Source organism: Pantoea sp. X-Soil-ISGK-285 (genome assembly GCF_059730815.1).
This window is the reverse complement of sequence record NZ_AP035938.1, coordinates 3,397,927-3,420,093: the sequence shown is the minus strand read 5'-3', so window position 1 is coordinate 3,420,093 and position 22,167 is coordinate 3,397,927. Positions and strand designations below refer to the sequence as shown.

Below are 22,167 nucleotides of genomic sequence, written 5' to 3'. Positions count from 1 at the left end.
TTTGCCTCTGTGCTGCATTGCCAGACTGGCACCGCCTGATATCCTGTCCAGCCTGCAATTGACCGCGGCTAATCGTGTTTTATAAGCCACCCTTTACAGAATCAGCCTGACAGGCACAATACCCCTTTTTCCTCCTCTCACACGGTTATGTCAGAAGAAGCGCTGCGTCTGCAGATACAGAACCTTAAAAAGCACAATGCGCGTCTGAAGCGTATAGCGCATGACGCCCGCACAAAACTCAATGCGGCGCTGGATGGTACCGGGTTGTTCCTGTGGCAGCTGGATATTCCCAGCGGCAAACTGGTGATCTTCAACCGGCGCTGGGGGGCGATGCTGGGCTTCCAGCCGAAAGAGACCGACGCCAACTTTGAATCCTGGAAAGAGAGCCTGCATCCCGATGATGCCGCCGACGTTCTACAGGCATTCAACGACCACATCGCCGGGAAAGCGCCTTATTACGAGGCTCTGCACCGCATGATCGCCAAAAATGGCAGCATTACGTGGGTGCTGGATCGGGGCCGGGTCAGCGAATGGAATGCGCACGGAGAGCCGGTTAAAGTGATCGGCACTCACATCGATATGACCAAAGAGAAGCAATATGAGGAGCAGCTCGCCCTGCTGGCGCTGCACGATCCCCTTACGCTGCTCAACAATCGTCATGCTCTGCAGAATTATTTCTGTGAAATGAAAGCTCAGGGTCCGCTCTGCGTGGTCTTTATTGACCTGGATAACTTCAAACACGTCAACGACACCCTGGGGCACCGTAGCGGAGATGAAGTCCTCATCCAGTTAAGTCAGCGGTTTACGGAACTCTCTCCGGCAGAAGTGATCATTGGCCGACTGGGCGGCGACGAGTTTGTATTGTTAATACCCTGGGCGCTGAACCATCCGCGGGTAAAGAAACTGGCGCACGCCTGTCTTGACGCGGTAATGACACCTTTTGATATGGCAAACGGGCATGCCCTCATTGGGGCGTCTGTCGGTGTGTCTCAGGCGCAGGACAAAGATGACTTTGATACTGCACTGCAGCGTGCTGATGAAGCGATGTACCGCATCAAGAAAAATGGCAAGCGCGGTGTCGCTTTTGATTCCACTTTTCCCGACTCCCTCTGACTCTGCTGAACAGGGCATATGTTTTGCCTGCCATTAACGCACAATCTCCCCCTCATGGCTTTGCGCCATCTCATTCATAACGTTGAATTCCCCTTTTCGCAGGCATGCAAAATTTATGCGTATCCCCGCAGAAAATGCTTTTTAGTACTATTCCGAAAACCTGTTTTTTGCCCTCAGGAAGCAGAAATTCATCCGCTTCGCTTAGATTCAAATTTCATCGCTAAATCTGACCTCTCTTTTTAATAAAAATTTTCATTAAATCAGCAGAATTGATCGTTTATTGATCGATTCCGGCTATTTTTAACTGGTGCCATCGATGCGTCACGCTTCGCTTATTTTTGACGTAAAAGCAGGGTTTCAGATTTCTATTTAGCGCTTCGCTTGGGGAAATTGATCGTTTGTTGATCATCTTCACTATCTGATGTTGATTAATCTATCTATTTACCGCTTCGCTTATATTTTTTTCAATTGGACTTTTTTTGAAAAAGATCGATTAATAGGGCGCGGCGATTTTCGTTATAAAGATTTTTCATGCCGCGGCTCTTTTATGAATTGAAAAGAGCGATGGTTGGAATGCGTTATCATTTCGGTTGAGGGTAGTACGATCATTAAGCCAGAACTGTGACGGGTTTTTTATTTATCTCACTTGATCGGTCCGATTTTCTGTCTACATTTATGTTGCTGAATCGGCCTGATGAAGCGTTAACTGTGCAAATTCCAATTTTTAAAATTCAAAGAGGACGCATATGACTCAATATCGCGGTGGGGCCGGGAATTTTGCGGCCGACAAAGAGCGTGCTGCTGAAGCAGGACGCAAAGGAGGCCAGAAAAGCGGCGGTAACTTCAAGAACGATCCTGAACGTGCCATTGAAGCGGGGCGCAAGGGAGGTAAGGTTAGCCGCCGGAGCTGAACGTCTTTAACACTGCTGTGACGGCAGGGTTACTCTGTTAGCCGGGCATTTTGAATCTGTTTAGTTCCTCGTGAAGATAATTACACCTTGAATTATGTCATTGCTCCATCATTGGCAATGGCGGGAGCTGTTAATTGAACCGGAAGGGTTTGCCCTTCCGGTTTTTTATTTCCGATCGATTAAAGCTATACGGTTAAATACAACTTTGTACAGGTAAGTTTTTGACTGGTACTTTTTTATGCAGTTAATCTTAAAAAATGTATACAACGATTTATTACTTTGTACAAAATCCAGCGCAGCTAACGAAGCGGCAACGATAAAAACATTATTCAGCTAAATCTTTGCTGTAAAAAGGAAAATGCATTTTATATGCCACTTTTGTCTTAAATTCATACTGATGCTGCGTGCGATATTAAGAATCTCCACTAGACTTTTCAGGTGTCAACGATATGACTGGCGCTGCGTTATTACAGACGCAGCTTTTTAATCAATGAGGCTATCTTATGACAGTGAAAACGTTAAACGATCTGTTCATCCATGACTTATCCGATGTATACAGCGCTGAGAAGCAGATAACCCGTGCATTGCCTAAAATGGCGCGTGCAGCCAGTGACGAAAATCTTATCGCTGCGTTTAATCAGCATCTGGAAGAGACCCGTGCTCAGATTGAACGACTCGACGAACTGGTGGAAGTAACACCTGAAGTCAAAATCAAACGAATGAAATGCCATGCGCTGGAAGGTCTGGTTGAAGAAGCGCAGGAAATTATCGACTCGGTCGAGAAAGGCGAGATTCGCGATCAGGGGCTGATCGGTGCGGCGCAGAAAGTTGAGCACTATGAGATTGCCACCTACGGTACGCTGCATGCGCTGGCGCTGAAGCTGGGTTACACCAAAGCCGCACAGCTGCTGGAAGAAACCCTGAATGAAGAGAAGCAAACGGATGAGAAGCTCACCTCGGTAGCTGAGTCTATTACCGTCTCTTAAGGAGCAACACATGACTGCGATTGAACATTATCACGACTGGCTGCGCGATGCGCATGCGATGGAAAAACAAGCAGAAAGCATGCTGAGCAAGATGTCAGGTCGTCTTGAACACTATCCGGCGCTGGAACAGCGTCTGGCGCAACATCTCGATGAAACTAAACATCAGCTGACTCTGCTGGAACAGCTGCTCGACAGCCACGGTATCGATCACTCTGTAATGAAAGATGCGATGGGCAAAATGGCAGCCACCGGCCAGGCCGTGGGCGGCATGTTTAACTCAGATGAAGTGGTGAAGGGCGCTATCAGTGGCTATGTATTCGAAAATGCCGAGATCGCCAGCTACACCAGCCTGATCGCCGCGGCTGAGCAGGTCGGTGATGCGCAGGGCGTACGCATACTGAATGAGATCCGCGATCAGGAAGTGGCGATGGCGGAGTGGCTGCTGCAGCACCTGCCTGAAGTGACACAGCAGTTCCTGCAACGTGCGTCACAACCAGGTACTGAAGCGAAGAAGTAGCGCTGAATAGCCTGCATGAAACATGAAAAAGCCGGGATAACCCGGCTTTTTGCGTTTTAAAGGTTTACAGGCTGCGATACTCAGTCAGCCATTAAATGCCCATACATCGTCATCAGCTTACGTGTAACGCCGTTAGTCCAGCCGAATCCATCCTGTAATGGATACTCACCACCGCCGCCTGGGCGGGCGCGCTCGCCGCTGATGTCATACTTCTCTACCAGCTTATGGTGCAACTGATAGAAGTTGCTGACCGTGTTGAGCCAGTTCACTGCCACTTCAGTCGCCAGCGTCTCTTCACCGTAGTTATTCAGGCCAACAACCGCCATCCATTGCATCGGTGCCCAGCCGTTGGGTCGATCCCACTGCTCACCGCTTTCCACCATTGAGGTCAGCAGGCCGCCGTTGCTCAATAGCAGATGGCGTAGCGAGATCGATTGCAGGTGCGCCTGATGCGGCGTTGCAAGACCGACAAACAGCGGAACCACGGAGGCGACGGTAAAGGCACCGAAACGCTCCCGACGCCAGTCGTAGTCACGGAACACACCGGCGGTGCTGTCCCAGAGATAACGGGTAATCGCACGTTTGCGCGCTTCCGCTTTTTTCTGCCAGGCCAGCGCGGTCAGCTCTTCGCCTTTCGCGTGCGACAGGGTGGCGATCATCAGCTCCAGCTTGTACAGGAACGAGTTCAGATCGATAGGAATAAACTGCGTGGTACGGATGCTCGACAGCCGTTTCGGGTTACGCAGCCAGCGCGAGGAGTAATCCCAGCCCGATTCCGCTCCGGCACGCAGGTCACGATACACTTCGCTGGCCGGACGTTTCGATTCGCGGGCGGTTTCCACATCTTCAATCCATGACTCATCACGCGGCGTATCGCGGTCATCCCAGTAGCGGTTCAGCAGTGAGCCGTTTGGCATCCGCACTACGTGACGATAAGCCTGGTTCGGCATCAGTGAACCGGCACCGTCCATCCAGAACTGGTATTCCTTCATCAGCTGTTCCTGATAGCGCTTAGCACCGCGCACGCCATCCTCTTCGAACAGCTCAACCATCAGGGCAAACACCGGTGGCTGCGAGCGGCTGAGATAATAGGTACGGTTGCCGTTTGGCACATGACCGTAGTTATCGATCAACCAGGCAAAGTTATCCGCCATGTGACGCAGCAGATCGTCGCGGCCCGATTCTGCCAGGCCGAGCATGGTGAAGTAAGAGTCCCAGTAGTAGGTTTCGCCAAAACGTCCGCCCGGCACCACATAGGGTTTGGGTAATGGCAGCAACGATGAGTGCGGCATATGCTGCTGCGGCATTTTGGTCAGAACCGGCCACAGGTCGTCGATATGCTCATTGAGCGTTTTATCCGGGTTGGAGACATAAAAGCTTTCGTTTACGCCAGGCAGATAAAAGTGATCGGCGACAAAACGCGACAGGTCGAAATCACTGCTGCGTTTCTGTCGACGATAGCGCATCAGCACATCCAGCGGATCGTACTTGGGCGAACAGTCGGGGAAGGTTTTGCTGTCCTCGAAAATCCGCGACATCTGAACATGTTCAAACAGTTCCAGATAACGATCGGCAGGGGTCAGCGCATCCGGCGCCGGCAAGCCTTCAATCAGCTCCGGCTCCGGTTCAGAATCCTGCATGCGATCCAGCTTCAGTTCATGGGGATCGTATTGATACTCAACTTCCGCCCCGGCACGAACCTCTTCAAGTGCATTTTGTTGCTGGCGATGGGTATTAATAACGGCCTCCTGAGCGGTCGTGGTTGCACAAAGGACAAATTATAGACCTCTCCTCCCCCGGAACAACAATGCAGAATATCTATGAACGTAATAAATATTGTCGATTAATCGAGGTTTTTGGATAAATTCCAGACAATTCAACCAAATATAACGCTGTTCACAAAAAACGCATTTCAGATGAATCTCTTAGCGACCTGAATAAAAAAATTTAACCTGAAGAAAACTGGCGTTTATTCACATTTTGTAAAAGAAACAGCAGCCGCAAAGAGTGCAGAAAGTGGCATACCCAACGGGAATTCGGACAGGAGAGTGAGGTGAGCGGACCCGATTGTCCGCTCATGAACGTCAGAATTAACGATTTGCCAGCGCCGCGCGAATGACTGCCTGCCAGGTGGTGGTGGGGCGACCGATGAGCTGGCTTAGCTGACGGGAGTCATCGAACAAACCGCCTTTCTCTGCACCGGCATCAGAATCCGCCAGCATTTCCGCCAGACCTTCTGGCAGGCCTGCGTTTTTCAGCGCCGCCGCAAACTCACTCTGAGAGAGATTGACGTAATCGACCTTCTCACCGCTCTGCGCGGCAATCTCCGCAGCAAACTGCGCCAGCGTGTAGCTGTCATCACCTGCCAGTTCATACACTTTGCCCGCCTGATCCTCACGGGTCATTACTTCTGCCGCCGCTTCGGCGTAATCCTGACGCGCTGCCGAGGCGATACGACCTTCGCCTGCTGCGCCAATAAACGCATGATGCGCCAGCGCCGGTGGGATGCTGGCTGCGTAGTTCTCGCTGTACCAGCCGTTACGCAGCAGGGCGAACGGGATGCCAGAGGCTTTCAGCAGCGCTTCTGTTGCACGGTGTTCAACGCCCAGGCCCAGCGGCGAGGTATCCGCATGCAACAGGCTGGTATAGGCGATAAAGCCCACGCCCGCCGCCCGAGCAGCCTCGATGACGGCTTTATGCTGCGCTTCACGCTGGCCTACTTCACTACCGGAGATCAGTAGCAGCTTATCCACGCCTGCAAAAGCGGCCTCCAGCGTCTCTGGCTGGCCATAATCGGCCTGGCGGACAATGACGCCCAGCGCTGCGAGATCGGCCGCTTTGGCAGGCGTACGGACGGCGGCAACAATTTCTCCCGCCGGGACTTTTTTCAGTAATGCATCAATCACGAAACGGCCCAGCTGGCCGGTGGCACCTGTAACTGCAATCATGTTAATACTCCTGTGGCTGTTGGTGAAATTCAGACTAGTGTATAAACTAATTTTTAGTAAGTACTTACAGAATTGTTAGTTTGAGGTGGATAAGTTAAATGTCTGAAAAAATGAGTGAAAAATTTATCCGCGGCGAATTGCTCAACGTCAACTGCCCGTCACGTGACGTGCTGAAACGCGTAACCAGCCGCTGGAGCGTATTAATTCTGCTGGCCCTGCAGGACCAGACGCTGCGCTTCAGCGCGTTGCGCCGGACGGTCGGTGGCGTCAGCGAGCGGATGCTGGCGCAGAATCTGCGCTACCTGGAAGAAGATGGCTTCGTGCAGCGTATCGCCTACGATGTGGTGCCACCGCACGTGGAATATCGCTTAACCCCGCTTGGACGCGAAGTCGGTGAACAGGTTGTGGGGCTGGCTGACTGGCTGGAGCTGAACCTGAGCCGGATTCTGGCACAGCGCGAAAAATCTGCGGCAGAGTAAAATCACCCTGTATCAGCCGTCATAACGTGACGGCATGGGTATACTCGCTGCAAAATTTCTGACCCCATTTGTCTGTCATCTCACTTCCTGAAAGCGCGATAACGTAACGGCAGCGAAAATAATCCAGTCGATCTTTTCGCACGGTTGCTGGTTATTAAATCGTTTTATGAATCTCTGGCCCGGAATAATCGACTACCCGCAGCGCGCTGTTAATTCATACCTTCTTTTTGACTCATTTTATTAACATCTCTGATGGCGCTTAAAAGCGCCGTTCTGCGTTTTTTCTGTCAGAAGTTATAGCTGCATTAGCTAGGCAAAAGCAAAAAAGCAAACAAAGCGGCAGAGGTAACTATTTACTCTTTTAACCTGTTAAAAAATAAGGGTATTTAATTTGGAGGCTCTAAAATTTGACCTTTACTCAATCAGGGTTTATAACAAAATAGTGCCTGAAAACAGCCTGTTGAAGGCATTTTTCAGGCAAGGTTCGCTTTAGCGCTATCGATTTTTAAAGTACAAATTACCGTAACATTAACGACACATAAACACGCTCTGATTAACCTTTAGGCCTTATTTTTAAATAAATAATTCCCGTCAAAAACAATGATCAGAATCAATAAAGACTGTTATAGTTTTCATTAACCCCACTGTTTCTATTTCCTCGCCGCGAATAGTTTTAAATTTGCGGCGGGAATTTCAATAAGCGCAGAGAACCAGGCGCATCAGGCTTAAGTTGTTAATTATAAGTAAATACATGGTGTTCTATGTGGCAAAGAGGTAAGCAATGTTCGGATTAGATGCCTTTCATCTGGCCAGGATTCAGTTCGCATTTACTGTTTCCTTCCATATTATCTTTCCCGCCATCACCATCGGTCTCGCCAGTTTTCTGGCCGTGCTCGAAGGTATGTGGCTCAAAACCCGCGATCACACCTATCGCGATCTCTACCACTTCTGGTCGAAAATCTTTGCCGTTAACTTCGGCATGGGTGTGGTATCAGGACTGGTCATGGCTTATCAGTTCGGGACGAACTGGAGCGGCTTCTCGGAGTTTGCTGGCAGTATCACCGGTCCGCTGCTGACCTATGAAGTACTGACGGCGTTCTTCCTGGAAGCGGGCTTCCTGGGCGTGATGCTGTTTGGCTGGAATCGCGTGGGTCCCGGGCTGCACTTCTTTGCCACCTGCATGGTCGCCCTCGGTACGCTGATTTCCACCTTCTGGATCCTGGCCTCTAACAGCTGGATGCATACGCCTCAGGGCTACATCATTCAGAATGGCATCGTGGTTCCGCAGGACTGGTTCAAAATCGTCTTTAACCCCTCATTCCCTTATCGCCTGTTCCATATGTCTGTAGCGGCGTTCCTGGCGAGTGCTTTCTTTGTGGGATCGTCGGCGGCCTGGCATCTGCTGAAGGGGAATAACAATCCCGCAATCCGCAAGATGTTCTCAATGGCGTTGTGGATGGCACTGATTGTCGCGCCGATTCAGGCGATGATTGGTGATGCTCATGGTCTGAATACGCTGGAACACCAGCCTGCCAAAATCGCGGCGATTGAAGGGCACTGGGAAAACCCACCGGGGGAAGCCACACCGCTGATCCTGTTCGGGATCCCCGACATGGAGCAGGAACGTACCAAGTATGCGCTGGAGGTGCCTTATCTTGGCAGCCTGATTCTGACGCATAGCCTGGACAAGCAGGTCCCGGCGCTGAAGTCCTTCCCGAAAGAGGACCGGCCTAATTCAACGGTCATCTTCTGGTCCTTCCGCGTGATGGTGGCGCTGGGCCTGCTGATGATTACGCTGGGCGTAGTCAGCCTGTGGCTGCGTTTTAAAGGGCGTCTCTATGAGTCGCGTCCTTTCCTGTGGTTTGCGCTGTTGATGGGGCCATCGGGTCTGATTGCGATTCTGGCAGGCTGGTTTACCACTGAAATCGGTCGTCAGCCGTGGGTGGTCTATGGCGTGCAGCGCACGATTGATGCGGTCTCGGCACATGGGGATATGCACATGAGCATCAGCCTGCTGGCCTTTATTCTGGTCTACAGCTCGGTGTTCGGCGTGGGGTATCACTACATGATGCGTCTGATTAAGCAGGGACCGGTTACCGGCGAAGGCCATATCACTGAAGAGGGTGGTCCTGGTCAGAAGAAAACCCCGGCGCGTCCGCTTTCCGCTGCCACCTTTAAGGATGGAGACCACTAAGATGATCGATTATTCCGTTATCTGGTTTGCGATTATCGTTTTCGCAACCCTGATGTATATCGTGATGGATGGCTTCGACCTGGGTATTGGTCTGCTGTTCCCGTTCAATAAAGATGCTGGCGAGCGCGACATGATGGTTAACACCGTCGCGCCGGTCTGGGACGGAAATGAAACCTGGCTGGTTCTGGGGGGTGCTGGCCTGTTCGGCGCGTTCCCGCTGGCCTATGCGGTGATTGCCGATGCGCTGTCGATTCCGCTGACCGCTATGCTGATTGGCCTGATTTTCCGTGGTGTCGCCTTTGAGTTCCGTTTCAAGGCGGTAGAAGGCCATCGGGCGTTCTGGGACAAGTCATTTATTGCCGGTTCAGTCATCGCCACCTTCAGTCAGGGTGTGGCCGTGGGTGCGTTGCTGGATGGTATTCCGGTTGAGGGACGCCGTTTTGCCGGTTCCGCAATGGACTGGCTGGCACCGTTCCCGCTGTTCTGCGGCGTGGGTCTGGTTGTTGCCTACGCGTTGCTGGGCTGCACCTGGCTTATCATGAAGACCGAGAACGAGCTGCACCGTAAAATGTCTGCGCTGGCTACGCCGCTGGTGATTGCGCTGTTAGTGATTATCGGCATCATCAGCCTGTGGACACCGTTTGCGCATGCGGATATCGCGCATCGCTGGTTCAGCAAACCCAACCTGTTCCTGTTCCTGCCGGTTCCGGTATTGGTGCTGCTCTGTTCGTGGGGCATTGTGCGCGCCATTAAACGCGAGGCGCACTATTCACCGTTCCTGCTGACGCTGGCGCTGATCTTCCTGGGCTTCTCCGGGCTGGGCATCAGTATCTGGCCAAACATTATTCCGCCATCAGTGACCATCTGGGCTGCCGCCTCACCGCCGCAGAGCCAGGCCTTTATGCTGGTGGGTAGCCTGCTGATTATCCCGATGATCCTGGGCTACACCTTCTGGAGCTACTACGTGTTCCGTGGAAAAATCAAAGCAGACGCAGGATATCATTGATATGAAAAGCCTCAGCAGCATGAAAGACCACAATCACAATCAAGAAACGAAAGCGCCATGGTGGAAGCGTGTGATGTGGCTGGTGTTTATCTATGCCGCCAGCGTACTGGCGCTGGGCGTTGTCGCCTCGCTGTTCCGCATGATGATGACAGCGGCCGGAATGCGCAGTCATTAGTTGTCGCAGGCTCCATCTTACAGCTATCCGGCGCAGTTTTTATCAATAATCAGAAGGCTGACGACAGTCAGCCTTTTTTAGTTAGTAACCTAAGCAATTAATGCGGAAACGCCCTGAACGGGCGCGCAATGCTTACCCTTTCCTTACACCGATTTGCGATTTTTGTTATCCTTTTGTAACTGAAATCCCAGTCCTAACCCGCGTCGTAAATCGCCATCATGCTCAGTCAGGCCATTAAAAAACAGCACATCAACGATCTGGTCGAGTGGATTGAAGCCAATCTCACCGACGATCTTAATATCGATCAGATTACCCTCAAGTCAGGTTATTCCAAATGGCACATGCAGCGCATGTTTAAGGAGATGACCGGACAGACCCTGGCGGCTTACACCCGTAAACGGCGTCTGACGATGGCCGCTATGGCGCTGCGTCTGACCCGCATGACGCTGATCGATATCGCCGTACGTTTTGGTTTTGATAACCAGCAAAATTTTACCCGGGTATTCAAAGGTCACTTTTCGCTGACGCCTGGCGCGTTTCGCCGTATTCCCCATTTGCCGGTTAAAAACTTCCATGGCCGCATTCTGGTGCGATCGCTGGCAGAGCGTGCAACGCTGGTGGAGCGTGAGGAAGAGCTACATCTGTGCGGAGAAACGCTGGAGTGGGAGTGTAAGTTTGGCGATTACATTGCCGATCGCGATCACCGGGTGGCTGAACAGGCGCGGCAACTGGTGGCGCTGGCGGGCGGCCGCGTGTCGCAGGGCTGGTTAGGCTTTCAGTATGGCCCCGGCCATAGCTCTGCTGATCAGCAAAATATCAGCCTGTTTCAGGCGCTGGAGCCGCAACATGCCGGGCTGCTGGGTGACAACACCGCCAGCTGGAGCGAGGTTCGTGGACTCTATGCGTCGATCCGCTGGAGCGGCAGCCCGGAGCAGCTGACACGCTTTATCGAGGATATCTACTATCAGCATCTGCCAGCACTGGGTGTATCGCGTCGTCCAGGTAAAGATCTGCTGCGTCTCGATTTTGCGCACTGTAAGCCTGACTGGCTGAGCGGCGTTTTTTCTATTCCGGTGATGCAGGCGTAGCCAGCAGGGCAGGGTGTGTGGCTCCCGACCCTGTTAATGCATAATTCGTGCGGTAAACCGTGACAAACCGCACGATTTTATAAAATAACTCGCCGTTCTGGCGTAAAATCCTCTCCCGAAACCCTGCCATGCCTGAATCATCGTGCATCTGTGCCAGGGCTGGAATATTTACCTGCATTTCAGGCCTTTTCTGGTCAAAAAAATAAACGAAGACAACTATGCGACGCTTAATGATTTCACTGATCCTGGCATTGCCTGTCATGGCGATGGCACAACAGGCTGAACCTTTTTCACCTCCTGCCGGACTGCATCCGCACTCTCAGGCCACCCAGCATGAAATTCTGGGTGATGGTGAGCTGCCGGAACACACCAGCAGCAATCCTTCCCTCTCAGGATTCAACGACACACTGTAAGTGGTCACGCGCTGCCAGAATGTGCGGCGCAACATCATGCCCGGCTCGTCAGGAGCCGGACAGTTTCCGCCTTCTCTGCCTGCCCCCGTAAACACGCCGCACCTGCTGCTTACCTCTCTCTGAATGCTCTTATCAGGGCCGCTCTTCGTCTGCACTACGCACACCCGTACCGGCATAAAATATATCTTAAGCCGCTGGATCGCATTTTTCGTTCTTGTAGTGAAGATATATCATAGCTAATCTTGGCACTTCAGATGAGAATGATTGTTATTCCATTATTATCAGCATGCCCTTGAGTCACGGGCATCCATCCCGTTTCAGGAGAGAAATTTTGCCTGTATCAGCCGATCAGCGTGTACCACAGCGCGTCCGTAATGAATTGCGTTTCCGTCATATTCAGGTCGCGAGTAAAACTAACATTGCCGGTAAATTCTGGCGTATCCGGTTCAGCGGCAGCGATCTGGCGGGCTTTACGTCGCCAGGCTTTGATGACCACATTAAGGTTTTCTTCCCTTCCGCTGAAGGAGCCACACTGGCTCTGCCACAAATCACCGATGCGGGGATTGTCTGGCCGGAAGGGGTGCGTCCGCAGGCGCGTGATTACACACCGCTGGAATTCGATGGTGAATCTTCACTGACCCTCGATTTCTATATTCATGAGCAGGGCGTAGCCAGTGACTGGGCAACTCAGGCGCAGCCTGGCGTTCGGTTGATTGTCGGCGGGCCACGCGGCTCGCTGGTGGTGCCGACCGATTACGCATTCCAGCTCTATGTCTGTGATGAAACCGGGCTGCCGGCTTTTGCGCGCCGTCAGCGTGACGCCCGGGCGCAGGCGCTGCATCTCTATGCCTTTACCGATGAAGCGACGGGCCGCGACTATTTATCTGATACGGCTGATGTGACGACAAACTGGCTCGGCAGCGGCCAGATGCAGAAAGCGCAGCTCAGCCAGCTGATTGCCCGGCTGGATCAGATCACTATCCCGACGGAAGATTACTTTGTCTGGCTGACCGGCGAAGGTGAGTTTGTTAAAGCGCTGTGTGACTACTTCACGGTGCAGCGCGGCCTCAACAGTGACTTCGTACGGGCGGTGGCCTACTGGCACCAGAAGTAAGTCGCTAAGGCAATTGAGTTTTGCCAGGCGGCGCACTACCATCAATCCCACTTTTTCGCAGCAGGGCAGGCCATGAAACAGCATCCGACTTCCACTTCATCTGACGATCAAACTGCGCGCGCAGGCAGTTGCAGCGGACGGCGCAAGCGACGTGAAAAGATGCTGGAAGCGAGTGAGATTCGCCTGCTGATGCTTCATTTCCTGGCGCAGAATGCTGCGCACGGCTATGAGCTGATCAAGTCTGTTGAGGAGCTGTCAAAGGGAGAGTATTCGCCCAGTCCGGGGATCATTTACCCCAACCTGACGCTGCTGGAAGAGATGGAGGCGATTCAGGTGGTGGATGCGCAGGCAACGCGTAAAGCCTACCGCCTGACGGCATCGGGAGAAGCGCAGCTGGCAGAGAATCGTGAAACGGTCACCAGCCTGATTACACGGCTCTCTACGCTGGCAATTCTGGTCAATAACCGCAGCATTCCTGCTGTTGAGCAGGCGATTCATGGGCTGAAGGTCGCGCTGAACCGGCGGCTTGCGCAGGAAGATATCTCAGAAGCCGCGCTGCAGACGCTGATTAAGGCGCTGCACGACGCGGCAGAAAAAATCACCCACAGCTAATAGCGGACTTAGCTGACTTCAGTTTTGTGTTTGTCGATGTGGCCCAGCGTACGATCCGGGAAGCAGATGTCCCGCACACGCTGTTTCAGCGTGGTTGCATCCGGGAAGCCACCATCCCGCTTACGTTCCCACAGCAGATGCTCATCCAGCGTAATCTCAAAGATACCGCCGGTGCCCGGTTTCAGCGTCACTTCCGCCAGATCCTCAGCGAAGGTATGCAGAAGTTCCTGTGCCATCCACGCTGACCGCATCAGCCAGTTGCATTGCATACAGTAGTGAATAACAACCACAGGTTTTTGCGCCATAACTCTATTCCTTTACGTGTTGATAAATGCCAATGCATTCGGGTTAACAATTTGTGCGCTGTGGTTATTTATGAATTCATAAATCTATTTAAAAAAATGCTTAATTGCGTCTGACCAGGTGCGATCTTTACTTCATCCACATGCTGTTCTGCTTTTTTACGGCTTTTATGCAGAGCCGTTTTTGTGATGCCAGCAAGCAAGTGAGCGAATACTAACAATTAATCAGGCAATTCGCGCCTATGTCACCACGTTTTCGGAGATTGACGCAACCGCGTCAGTTTTAGCAGATGTTGCTCGCCACCCTGTTTCAGGCCGCCTGTGCATCTGTCGCAGAGAGGCCATCCGGCGGGGTGACCCGCGCTGACAACTGAAACCACAGTACCGAACAAAGATTCAAAAAATGCTGACGCACAGCTCCCATCCTCTATTGCTGAGGGATAGAGGCGACGAGTAAAGTGACCGTTATTCTGCGGGTAAATCCGACCGTTTCGCTTTAAAAACATCGCCTTGCGCGGTTTTATTCGCTGATTTTGCGCTATACCTGGAGTTCCGGACAGATTCAAGGAGACCATAATGGCAAAATCATTAGATCAGACCGCTGAGCAACTGGGTAATATTTTACTCTCTTCCGGACTTCATCTGGCGACCGCCGAATCCTGTACCGCCGGGCTGATCAGCATGACGCTGGCCGCGGTGGAAAACAGCGGAGATTTTTATACCAGCGGCTTTGTGACCTACAGCGAAAATGCCAAAATCCGTCTGCTGGGGGTGCGCCCTGATACGCTGAAACAGCACACGGCGGTGAGCGAACAGACGGCGCGGGAGATGGTGCAGGGCGCCTGTGCCCGCTCCGGCGAGCCGGTGGGATTATCCATTACCGGCTATGCCGGGCCGGATGGCGGCGAAGATGGTACACCGGCGGGCACCATCTGGTTTGGCTGGGTATTGCCCGACGGCAGAGACGAAGCGGAGTGCCATCAGTTCAGCGGCGATCCGAAATCGGTGATGGAGCAGGGGACACAGTTCGCGCTGGAAGGACTCATAAAACGGCTGCAGCGGGCCGATCGTTAAAGGCGCGAAACGCGCCTTTAAACAGGCTCAGCGGCAGTCGACAATCAGACGTCCCTGCACTTTGCCATCCAGCAATGCCTGCGCACCTTCTCTGGCTTCACTTAGCGGGATCACCCGGCTCAGCATACTGAGCCGTTCGCTATCCATCAGCTCACCGAGTTGTTGCCACGCCTGCTGACGAAGCGGCTTCGGACACATCACGCTATCGACACCGGCCAGCGTAACGCCACGCAAAATAAAGGGTGCGACGCTGGCTGGCAGGTCGAGTCCCTGCGCCATACCACAGGCGGCCACCGCGCCGTCGCGCTGGGTGGCGGCCAGCACATTCGCCAGGGTGTGACTGCCTACGCTGTCTATCGCGGCGGCCCAGCGCTCTTTTGCCAGTGGCTTGCCGGGTTGGGAGAGTTCTTCACGGTCAATGACCGATGCCGCGCCTAACGTATCAATCAGATAGGCATGGTCGCTGGTGCGCCCGCTGGAAGCGATCACCTGATAACCCAGACGCGCCAGCAGGCTGACGCTATAGCTGCCGACGCCGCCACTGGCACCGGTTACCAGTACCGGCCCCTGTTCAGGTGTAATGCCCTGTTTTTCCAGCGCCATCACGCAGAGCATTGCGGTCAGTCCCGCCGTACCGATTGCCATGGTTTGCAGCGGACTCAGCGTGGCGGGCGGGCGCACCAGCCAGTCGCCACTGACGCTGGCTTTCTGTGCCAGGCCGCCCCACTGTTTTTCGCCCACGCCCCAGCCCGTCAGTAGCGCCACATCATCCTCTTTCCAGTCGGGATGGCGGCTGGCCGTCACCCGGCCAACAAAATCGATACCTGGCACCATCGGGAAGTGGCGCACAATCGGGCCTTTGTTACAGATAGCCAGGGCATCTTTGTAGTTCAGGGATGAGTAGCTGACGTCGAGCGTGACATCGTGGTCAGGCAGTTGAGATTCGGGGAGATCTTTCAGCAGGGAACGGTAACCTTGTTCGTCATTTTCAATGACCAGTGCCTTGAACATGCAGCCTCCGGCAGAGTGGGAAAGAGAAGATCAGTTTACGCCTGGCAGATGCAATGCGGTAGGGCAATGGCCCCGTCTCCCGGCAATGAAGACGACACGAGCGGAAAAACAGGCTGACAGCGGCAGTGAGTTAAGTGCATAAATCTGCATATAATTCAGATAATTAGTCGTATTGTGAATTTTTTATGATAAATAGACTATAAAAATCATGTTGTTACATGCGAAGAGGGTGACTGAATAATTACCTGGTTCGGGTTGTCCATGCCTGAAAAAGATGACATTATGACCGCCACTTTTTGACCCTGCTTCTTTGCCACAGAGGACGTCGCCATGTCCGGTTCACCGCGCATCCGCCCGGATTACCGTTCGCTTTTTCCGGCGCTCACCGGGTTATCCTCTTTTCCGATATCTCCGTTATTCACCATGCGGTGAGGCCAGCCAGGCAGCGGCTATGGATCTGCTCTCCACGGGCTGCGTAACGCCTTCTGACTGTTAAGTATTCGCCGGGGCACTGTCCCCATAATTGTGCCTCTGGCACTTCCTCCCTGACGTTAGGGATTCTGTTATGACTCCACTGAAAATTGCTGCCAGCGCCGCTGTGGCGCCCAGTCTGACCCTGAACACTGCGCGAGACGTGGTGACGCTGGATAACACCGACTTCACCGATGTGGCGGCGGTTGTCGTCTCGCTGGCGGATACCCGTAGCGGCGTGCTGGCGCTGCTGCGTCATACCGGCTTTAATCTGCCGGTATTTGTCGCTAACGCGTTTGAAGAAGAGGTGATGCACCTGCCCGGCGTCAGCGGTGAGCTGAATGGCGATCCGCAGGAGTGGATCGCGCTGGAAGCGGCTGCGCAGGCGTATGAAGCGGCGCTGCTGCCCCCTTTCTTCGAGACGCTGACCCGCTATGTCGATATGCAGAACAGCACCTTTGCCTGTCCCGGACATCAGGGCGGTGCGTTCTTTAAAAAGCATCCGGCGGGCAAACAGTTTTATGACTTCTACGGCGAGAATGTTTTCCGGTCTGATATGTGCAATGCCGATGTCAAACTGGGCGATCTGCTGATCCACGAAGGCTCGGCCAAAGATGCGCAGAAGTATGCGGCAAAGGTGTTCAACGCCGATAAAACCTACTTTGTGCTCAACGGCACCTCAAGTGCCAACAAAGTGGTGACCAATGCGCTGCTGACGCGTGGCGATCTGGTGCTGTTCGACCGCAACAATCACAAGTCGAACCATCATGGTGCGCTGATTCAGGCGGGCGCGACCCCGGTTTATCTTGAAGCGACGCGCAATCCTTTCGGCTTTATTGGCGGCATTGACGCGCACTGTTTTGATGAGGCTTATCTGCGCGAGCAGATCGCGGCCGTGGCTCCGCAGCGCGCGGCTGAAGAGCGGCCTTTCCGTCTGGCGATCATCCAGCTGGGCACCTATGACGGCACGGTCTACAACGCGCGCCAGGTCGTGGATCGCATCGGCCATCTGTGTGATTACATCCTGTTTGATTCCGCGTGGCTCGGCTATGAGCAGTTCATTCCACTGATGGAAGGCTGTTCGCCGCTGACCCTGCAACTGAACGAGAACGATCCCGGCATTTTTGTCACGCAGTCAGTGCATAAGCAGCTGGCAGGTTTTTCGCAGACTTCGCAGATCCATAAAAAAGATAATCATATTCGCGGACAGCGCCGCTTCTGCCCGCATAAGCGACTGAATAACGCTTTTATGCTGCACGCATCCACCAGTCCGTTTTATCCGCTGTTTGCCGCGCTGGATATCAACGCCAGAATGCATCAGGGCGAAGCGGGGCGTCGCATGTGGGATGAGTGCGTCACGCTGGGTATTGAGGCGCGTAAAGCGATCCTGGATCGCTGTGAGATGATCCTGCCGTTTGTGCCGGAGACGGTAGATGGCCAGCGCTGGCAGGATGCGCCCACTGAGACGATCGCCCGCGATCTGCGCTACTTCAGCTTTGAACCGCAGGCGAAGTGGCACGGTTTCGCGGGTTATGCGCGCGATCAGTATCGGGTGGATCCCTGCAAGCTGCTGTTGACCACGCCGGGGATTGATGCGGCCAGCGGTGAGTATAGTGATTTCGGGATTCCGGCGACCATTCTGGCGAACTATCTGCGCGAAAACGGCATTGTGCCGGAGAAGTGCGATCTCAACTCAATCCTGTTCCTGCTGACCCCGGCAGAGAGTCCGGAGAAGATGGCGAGTCTGGTGGCGATGCTGGCGCAGTTCGAGCAGCACGTCAAAGAGGATGCGCCGCTGGCCGAAGTGCTGCCGACCATTTACCGCAAAAATGCCGAACGCTATGCCGGGTATACCCTGCGTCGCCTCTGTCAGGAGATGCACGACCTTTACGTCAGTCACAACGTCAAGGATCTGCAGCGCCTGATGTTCCGCGCCGCGGAGTTCCCGCCGGTCAGGGTGAATCCGCAGGATGCGCATCAGGCTTATATTCGCGGCGAAGTAGAGCTGGTGCCGATAGCCGAAGCGCAAGGCCGGGTTGCCGCGGAAGGTGCACTGCCTTATCCACCGGGTGTGCTGTGCGTCGTCCCGGGGGAAGTCTGGGGCGGCGCGGTGCAGCGTTACTTCCTGGCGCTGGAAGAGGGGCTTAATCTGCTGCCTGGCTTCTCACCAGAGCTGCAGGGCGTTTACACCGAAGAGGATGACCAGGGACGGAAGTATCTGGTGGCCAATATGATAGTGGGGCGCTGATCTGAGCGTAGGCAGAGGCGGGTAGCGGCCCGCCTGCCTTTTTGTTCGCTGCGCGAACGGGGCTGAGAAGGTTTCGCCTGGCAGGCCCTGGGTTCGCTGCGCGAACGGGCTATGAGAGATTTTCGTTCGCCTGGTAAGCCGGGCAGTTTCAGATTCGCCTCTGCAGGCGACCGACAAGGGGGCGCCAGTCGCCGCGCCCCCTTGACCCCGGGCTCCGGCCTGCTTCACCGCCGCTTCGCGGTCCCTTCGCTACTTCAGGATTTCTCACGGACCGGCGGGACGCGCCATCCATGGCGCGAACCCGCCTCTTCGCGACATCCCTGTCGCTCGTCCTGAAATCCCTCATCCGCTCAGCGGTTCTGACGGCCTCCCTACCCCCCTCGCTGTTATCTCTGTTTTTTTATGGCAGGTTCGCTGTCGCTGTAAGTTTCCGGGATGGTCTTCGCTATCAGACCATCAGACAGCACGGCAACAGCGAAATGAAAAGATAATTACAGGCGGGGGTTTGGGAGAGGCGTCCGAAGCGCTGAGGAACAACCGGAGGCCAGGATGAGCCGACAGGACGTCGGCGAAAGGACGGCACGAGCCAGGGATGGCGAGTCCGGACGGTCCGTCGGCCGCAGGGCGTGACGAAGGTACCCCGCACAGCGGGGCGCGCAGGCAGCCGGACGCCGGGATTATTAAGGGGCGGGCGTCCGCCCCTTAATACGTCCGCCTGCTCGGGCGATCTGAAACTCCTGACCGCCTGGCGGGCGGAACCCGCTCAGTGCATACCCGCGGCTAAGCGAACGAAACCTTCTCATAGCCTGTTCGCGCAGCGAACAATCCCAGCTTCAGGCGCTGCACTCCTGATCGCCTGGCGGGCGGAACCCGCTCAGTGCATACCCGCTGCTAAGCGAACGAAACCTTCTCATAGCCTGTTCGCGCAGCGAACAATCCCAGCTTCAGGCGCTGCACCCAAGCCCGTTCGCGCAGCGAACACTCCCCCCGGCTTTAGCGCTGAGCCAATCAGAATCCCCGATAACTCTTCTGCGCGGTACTCACCTTATAAAGATAACGACGCGATTCCGCCGACGGATGCTGGTTCGCCAGGGTCGAATAAACCTTGCTCGGTGACATGCCGTTAATCATCGAAAACGCTCGATCTTTATCGCTGGAGAAGACGCGCAGCACGCTGCCTGCGCCGCCGTTATAGGCGGTGATCACCGCATAGCGGCGTGACACCGGATCCTGAATGCCGCCCAGATAGCTACGCTGCAACAGCGACAGATAAGCGGTACCCGCATCAATATTGTTCTCCGGATCCAGCAGATAGCTGCGGCTCGGCTTGCCCCATTTACCCTTCATGCGGAACACGTCAACACCGGCAGTATGCTGCACCACCTGCATCAGACCCAGCGCATCAGAATGGCTCACGGCGTAGGGGTTAAAGCTCGACTCGGTCTGCATAATCGCCAGAATCAACGAGGCATCGACACCATACTGATCGGCGGCTTTACGCACCATCGGCAGGTATTTGTGCGCACGCTTATCCAGGTGGTTCGGCACCATCGGAATTGAAATGGTGTAAATCACATGCAGACCCGAGGTGCGGCGCTGCAATTTATTCTGAATCAGATAGTCAGCAAAAGCTTCCGCGCGACCCTGCCAGCGAATCGGCTGACCGGTATTATCCAGCACCTGCCCATACAGCAACGGCTCTTTACTGATTTCAATATCGTTGGCGTCAGAGTAGAGATCGACATTACCCGGATCTTCGCCAATTAACAGGGTCGTCACGATCGCCTGACGCAGGCTGGCCATAGGATCGGTGCCAGAAATCGTCTCGATGGTCAGCTTACCGCTTTCAAAGTTAATGTGGCTGCGGGTGTAATAGTTGTCGCTATATTTGACGTAATCTTTGGGTCCGGCGATCAGGACCTCATTGATACCCCAGATATTCTCAATATTATGAGCAAACTGCCCCATCAGAATATCAAAGGCGTTGGTATCTTTTACCCACTCCTCGTGGGACTGCTGTTTCTTTGACCCGGAACAGGAAACCAAAAGTGGTGCTATCACCAGCAGGGCGATTAATTTTTTATTCATTGGGAATGCAAGCCTGACCTGGATAACCGGCCTCAGCGATGAGGCCCGGAATGTTTACGCTTCTGGCGGTGTATAGCCTTCGATATGAACGTCTTTACCTTCGAACAGGAAATTGATCATCTCCTTCTCCAGCACTTTACGATCTTCGGGATTCATCATGTTGAGCTTCTTCTCGTTGATCAACATGGTCTGTTTCGCCATCCACTTCTGCCAGGCTTCTTTGGAAATGTCGTTGTAAATGCGCTTACCCAGATCGCCCGGGTAGAGCTGAAAATCCTGTCCTTCCGCGTCGCGCTGTAAAAAAGTACAAAAAATAGTGCGGCTCATTATTCTTCCTCATTAATCTCACAACTGTTCAAAGCCAGTTGTCGGGGATGGCGCAGCTCGTGTAACAGGCGCTCAACGGGTGCGGCTAATCCCACAGATGGTGGCAGCGCTAAGTTATACCAGAGACCGCCTGCTTCATCCATCGCCGCCCCGACAGAAGGCCACGTCAGCCACATTGGCACGATATCGAGATGGAAATGGCTGAAGGTGTGACGGAACGCAGTAAGCTGCTGCGGTTTTGCATGGATGCCGCGGGCCGCCAGCCAGTCGGTCATCGCCGCTTCCGTTGTGAACTGCGGGAAGCAGAACAGGCCGCCCCACAAGCCCACAGGCGGGCGCTGCTCCAGCCAGACATCATCACCATCCTGCATCATCAGGAACCAGCCGCTGCGCTCTGGCAGCACCTGCTTAGGCTTCTTACCGGGATAGCTCGCCCAGCTGCTGCTGGCATACGCCTCACAACCGCTGTTCAGCGGGCAGATTTCGCACTTCGGCTTTGATCGGGTACAGACGATAGCACCCAGATCCATCATCGCCTGATTAAACTGGCTGACGCCCTCGGCGGGTGTGACCTCTTCGCTGATCTGCCAGAGCCGCTTTTCGACCTCTTTCTTACCCGGCCAGCCGCTGACAGCATAGCAACGGGCCAGCACGCGCTTGACGTTGCCATCCAGAATCGGGAAATGCTGCCCCAGTGACAGCGACAGGATCGCGCCCGCCGTGGAGCGGCCTACGCCGGGCAGGGCAGAGACATCATCGAAATTACGCGGGAACTCGCCCTGATGAACCTCGCCAATCTGCTTTGCGGCTTTATGCAGATTACGCGCACGGGCGTAGTAGCCGAGGCCGGTCCAGAGATGTAACACCTCATCCAGCGGAGCCGCAGCCAGATCGGTGACCGTGGGGAAGCGCGCCATAAAGCGTTCAAAATAGGGAATAACCGTGGCAACCTGGGTTTGCTGTAGCATCACTTCGGAGAGCCACACCTTGTAAGGCGTTTTCTCCAGCTGCCACGGCAGGGTTTTGCGACCAAAGCGCTGATACCAGTCCAGCACCTGTTGCGCGAACTGCGGCGCTTGCATCATAAGAA

The 22,167-nt window shown here is 54.1% G+C and carries 21 protein-coding genes; 14 read left to right on the top strand and 7 right to left on the bottom strand.

The window, feature by feature from the left end:
• Window positions 1-147: 147 nt before the first annotated feature.
• The 4 genes from AC6I8B_RS16130 to AC6I8B_RS16115 all read left to right on the top strand — a co-directional run bounded on the left by AC6I8B_RS16130 (window position 148) and on the right by AC6I8B_RS16115 (window position 3,527).
• A complete protein-coding gene (locus AC6I8B_RS16130) occupies window positions 148-1,113 on the top strand; it encodes a sensor domain-containing diguanylate cyclase (RefSeq protein ID WP_033780705.1) in 966 nt (321 codons plus the stop codon).
• 746 nt (window positions 1,114-1,859) lie between these two features.
• A complete protein-coding gene (locus tag AC6I8B_RS16125; RefSeq protein ID WP_004571242.1) occupies window positions 1,860-2,024 on the top strand; it encodes a con-10 family general stress protein in 165 nt (54 codons plus the stop codon).
• Between the two features lie 503 nt (window positions 2,025-2,527).
• Window positions 2,528-3,010, top strand: a complete 483-nt coding sequence (locus tag AC6I8B_RS16120; protein WP_033758778.1) for a YciE/YciF ferroxidase family protein — start codon at window positions 2,528-2,530, stop codon at window positions 3,008-3,010.
• A 10-nt stretch (window positions 3,011-3,020) separates the two neighbouring features.
• Window positions 3,021-3,527 carry a ferritin-like domain-containing protein gene (locus AC6I8B_RS16115; RefSeq protein ID WP_033758779.1) on the top strand — a complete coding sequence of 169 codons (507 nt, stop codon included), beginning with the start codon at window positions 3,021-3,023 and terminating at the stop codon, window positions 3,525-3,527.
• Window positions 3,528-3,607: 80 nt separating this feature from the next.
• Here the strand turns inward: AC6I8B_RS16115 and treF are convergent, their stop codons facing one another.
• Window positions 3,608-5,266: an alpha,alpha-trehalase TreF gene (treF, locus tag AC6I8B_RS16110; protein WP_158132144.1), complete on the bottom strand. Its 1,659-nt coding sequence runs from the start codon at window positions 5,264-5,266 to the stop codon at window positions 3,608-3,610.
• A gap of 351 nt (window positions 5,267-5,617) precedes the next feature.
• The gene (locus tag AC6I8B_RS16105; protein ID WP_010671088.1) at window positions 5,618-6,475 is read right to left on the bottom strand and encodes an SDR family oxidoreductase; all 858 of its coding nucleotides are present in this window, start codon (window positions 6,473-6,475) and stop codon (window positions 5,618-5,620) included.
• Window positions 6,476-6,573: 98 nt separating this feature from the next.
• On the opposite strand from AC6I8B_RS16105, the gene AC6I8B_RS16100 reads away from it, so the two are divergent.
• From AC6I8B_RS16100 to AC6I8B_RS16065, 8 genes are all read left to right on the top strand, one after another.
• On the top strand, window positions 6,574-6,954 hold the full coding sequence (locus tag AC6I8B_RS16100) for a winged helix-turn-helix transcriptional regulator (protein WP_010248931.1): 381 nt from the start codon (window positions 6,574-6,576) through the stop codon (window positions 6,952-6,954).
• 781 nt (window positions 6,955-7,735) lie between these two features.
• Entirely contained in the window at window positions 7,736-9,148 is a 1,413-nt protein-coding gene (locus AC6I8B_RS16095; RefSeq protein ID WP_010671087.1) for a cytochrome ubiquinol oxidase subunit I, read from the top strand.
• 1 nt (window position 9,149) lies between these two features.
• Window positions 9,150-10,154, top strand: a complete 1,005-nt coding sequence (cydB, locus tag AC6I8B_RS16090; RefSeq protein ID WP_010248926.1) for a cytochrome d ubiquinol oxidase subunit II — start codon at window positions 9,150-9,152, stop codon at window positions 10,152-10,154.
• 1 nt (window position 10,155) lies between these two features.
• The gene (locus tag AC6I8B_RS16085) at window positions 10,156-10,329 is read left to right on the top strand and encodes a DUF2474 domain-containing protein (protein WP_064689978.1); all 174 of its coding nucleotides are present in this window, start codon (window positions 10,156-10,158) and stop codon (window positions 10,327-10,329) included.
• Between the two features lie 218 nt (window positions 10,330-10,547).
• On the top strand, window positions 10,548-11,417 hold the full coding sequence (locus AC6I8B_RS16080; protein ID WP_010248922.1) for a helix-turn-helix domain-containing protein: 870 nt from the start codon (window positions 10,548-10,550) through the stop codon (window positions 11,415-11,417).
• Between the two features lie 218 nt (window positions 11,418-11,635).
• Entirely contained in the window at window positions 11,636-11,830 is a 195-nt protein-coding gene (locus AC6I8B_RS16075) for a hypothetical protein (RefSeq protein ID WP_010671084.1), read from the top strand.
• Between the two features lie 331 nt (window positions 11,831-12,161).
• Window positions 12,162-12,944 (top strand): siderophore-interacting protein, encoded by a 783-nt coding sequence (locus AC6I8B_RS16070; RefSeq protein WP_033758782.1) that lies wholly within the window; start codon window positions 12,162-12,164, stop codon window positions 12,942-12,944.
• Between the two features lie 72 nt (window positions 12,945-13,016).
• A complete protein-coding gene (locus AC6I8B_RS16065) occupies window positions 13,017-13,556 on the top strand; it encodes a PadR family transcriptional regulator (RefSeq protein ID WP_033758783.1) in 540 nt (179 codons plus the stop codon).
• 8 nt (window positions 13,557-13,564) lie between these two features.
• Here the strand turns inward: AC6I8B_RS16065 and AC6I8B_RS16060 are convergent, their stop codons facing one another.
• Window positions 13,565-13,861 carry an Rdx family protein gene (locus AC6I8B_RS16060; RefSeq protein WP_010248912.1) on the bottom strand — a complete coding sequence of 99 codons (297 nt, stop codon included), beginning with the start codon at window positions 13,859-13,861 and terminating at the stop codon, window positions 13,565-13,567.
• A 573-nt stretch (window positions 13,862-14,434) separates the two neighbouring features.
• Between AC6I8B_RS16060 and AC6I8B_RS16055 the strand changes: the two genes are divergently transcribed.
• On the top strand, window positions 14,435-14,932 hold the full coding sequence (locus tag AC6I8B_RS16055) for a CinA family protein (protein ID WP_010671076.1): 498 nt from the start codon (window positions 14,435-14,437) through the stop codon (window positions 14,930-14,932).
• Between the two features lie 27 nt (window positions 14,933-14,959).
• Here the strand turns inward: AC6I8B_RS16055 and acuI are convergent, their stop codons facing one another.
• Window positions 14,960-15,943, bottom strand: coding sequence for an acrylyl-CoA reductase (NADPH) (gene acuI / locus AC6I8B_RS16050; RefSeq protein WP_157353666.1), 984 nt, complete (start codon window positions 15,941-15,943; stop codon window positions 14,960-14,962).
• Between the two features lie 565 nt (window positions 15,944-16,508).
• Here acuI and AC6I8B_RS16045 point away from each other — a divergent pair.
• On the top strand, window positions 16,509-18,662 hold the full coding sequence (locus AC6I8B_RS16045; protein WP_157353664.1) for an ornithine decarboxylase: 2,154 nt from the start codon (window positions 16,509-16,511) through the stop codon (window positions 18,660-18,662).
• A gap of 1,008 nt (window positions 18,663-19,670) precedes the next feature.
• On the opposite strand, the gene mltC is transcribed toward AC6I8B_RS16045, so the two are convergent.
• The 3 genes from mltC to mutY are packed head-to-tail and all read right to left on the bottom strand — an operon-like array spanning window position 19,671 to window position 22,162.
• Window positions 19,671-20,750, bottom strand: coding sequence for a membrane-bound lytic murein transglycosylase MltC (gene mltC / locus AC6I8B_RS16040; protein WP_010248892.1), 1,080 nt, complete (start codon window positions 20,748-20,750; stop codon window positions 19,671-19,673).
• Window positions 20,751-20,804: 54 nt separating this feature from the next.
• A complete protein-coding gene (locus AC6I8B_RS16035) occupies window positions 20,805-21,077 on the bottom strand; it encodes an oxidative damage protection protein (RefSeq protein ID WP_003853409.1) in 273 nt (90 codons plus the stop codon).
• Complete coding sequence (gene mutY / locus AC6I8B_RS16030) at window positions 21,077-22,162, bottom strand: A/G-specific adenine glycosylase (protein ID WP_033758736.1); 1,086 nt, start codon at window positions 22,160-22,162, stop codon at window positions 21,077-21,079. The genes AC6I8B_RS16035 and mutY overlap by 1 nt, the downstream gene beginning before the upstream one ends.
• Window positions 22,163-22,167 lie beyond the last annotated feature (5 nt).

Excerpts from the sequence above, each read along its gene's own strand:
- AC6I8B_RS16130 (WP_033780705.1), top strand. The coding sequence starts at position 148 with ATGTCAGAAGAAGCGCTGCGTCTGCAGATACAGAACCTTAAAAAGCAC.
- AC6I8B_RS16125 (WP_004571242.1), top strand. The coding sequence starts at position 1,860 with ATGACTCAATATCGCGGTGGGGCCGGGAATTTTGCGGCCGACAAAGAG.
- AC6I8B_RS16120 (WP_033758778.1), top strand. The coding sequence starts at position 2,528 with ATGACAGTGAAAACGTTAAACGATCTGTTCATCCATGACTTATCCGAT.
- AC6I8B_RS16115 (WP_033758779.1), top strand. The coding sequence starts at position 3,021 with ATGACTGCGATTGAACATTATCACGACTGGCTGCGCGATGCGCATGCG.
- AC6I8B_RS16105 (WP_010671088.1), bottom strand. The coding sequence starts at position 6,475 with ATGATTGCAGTTACAGGTGCCACCGGCCAGCTGGGCCGTTTCGTGATT.
- AC6I8B_RS16100 (WP_010248931.1), top strand. The coding sequence starts at position 6,574 with ATGTCTGAAAAAATGAGTGAAAAATTTATCCGCGGCGAATTGCTCAAC.
- AC6I8B_RS16095 (WP_010671087.1), top strand. The coding sequence starts at position 7,736 with ATGTTCGGATTAGATGCCTTTCATCTGGCCAGGATTCAGTTCGCATTT.
- cydB (WP_010248926.1), top strand. The coding sequence starts at position 9,150 with ATGATCGATTATTCCGTTATCTGGTTTGCGATTATCGTTTTCGCAACC.
- AC6I8B_RS16085 (WP_064689978.1), top strand. The coding sequence starts at position 10,156 with ATGAAAAGCCTCAGCAGCATGAAAGACCACAATCACAATCAAGAAACG.
- AC6I8B_RS16080 (WP_010248922.1), top strand. The coding sequence starts at position 10,548 with ATGCTCAGTCAGGCCATTAAAAAACAGCACATCAACGATCTGGTCGAG.
- AC6I8B_RS16075 (WP_010671084.1), top strand. The coding sequence starts at position 11,636 with ATGCGACGCTTAATGATTTCACTGATCCTGGCATTGCCTGTCATGGCG.
- AC6I8B_RS16065 (WP_033758783.1), top strand. The coding sequence starts at position 13,017 with ATGAAACAGCATCCGACTTCCACTTCATCTGACGATCAAACTGCGCGC.
- AC6I8B_RS16060 (WP_010248912.1), bottom strand. The coding sequence starts at position 13,861 with ATGGCGCAAAAACCTGTGGTTGTTATTCACTACTGTATGCAATGCAAC.
- AC6I8B_RS16055 (WP_010671076.1), top strand. The coding sequence starts at position 14,435 with ATGGCAAAATCATTAGATCAGACCGCTGAGCAACTGGGTAATATTTTA.
- acuI (WP_157353666.1), bottom strand. The coding sequence starts at position 15,943 with ATGTTCAAGGCACTGGTCATTGAAAATGACGAACAAGGTTACCGTTCC.
- AC6I8B_RS16045 (WP_157353664.1), top strand. The coding sequence starts at position 16,509 with ATGACTCCACTGAAAATTGCTGCCAGCGCCGCTGTGGCGCCCAGTCTG.
- mltC (WP_010248892.1), bottom strand. The coding sequence starts at position 20,750 with ATGAATAAAAAATTAATCGCCCTGCTGGTGATAGCACCACTTTTGGTT.
- AC6I8B_RS16035 (WP_003853409.1), bottom strand. The coding sequence starts at position 21,077 with ATGAGCCGCACTATTTTTTGTACTTTTTTACAGCGCGACGCGGAAGGA.
- mutY (WP_033758736.1), bottom strand. The coding sequence starts at position 22,162 with ATGATGCAAGCGCCGCAGTTCGCGCAACAGGTGCTGGACTGGTATCAG.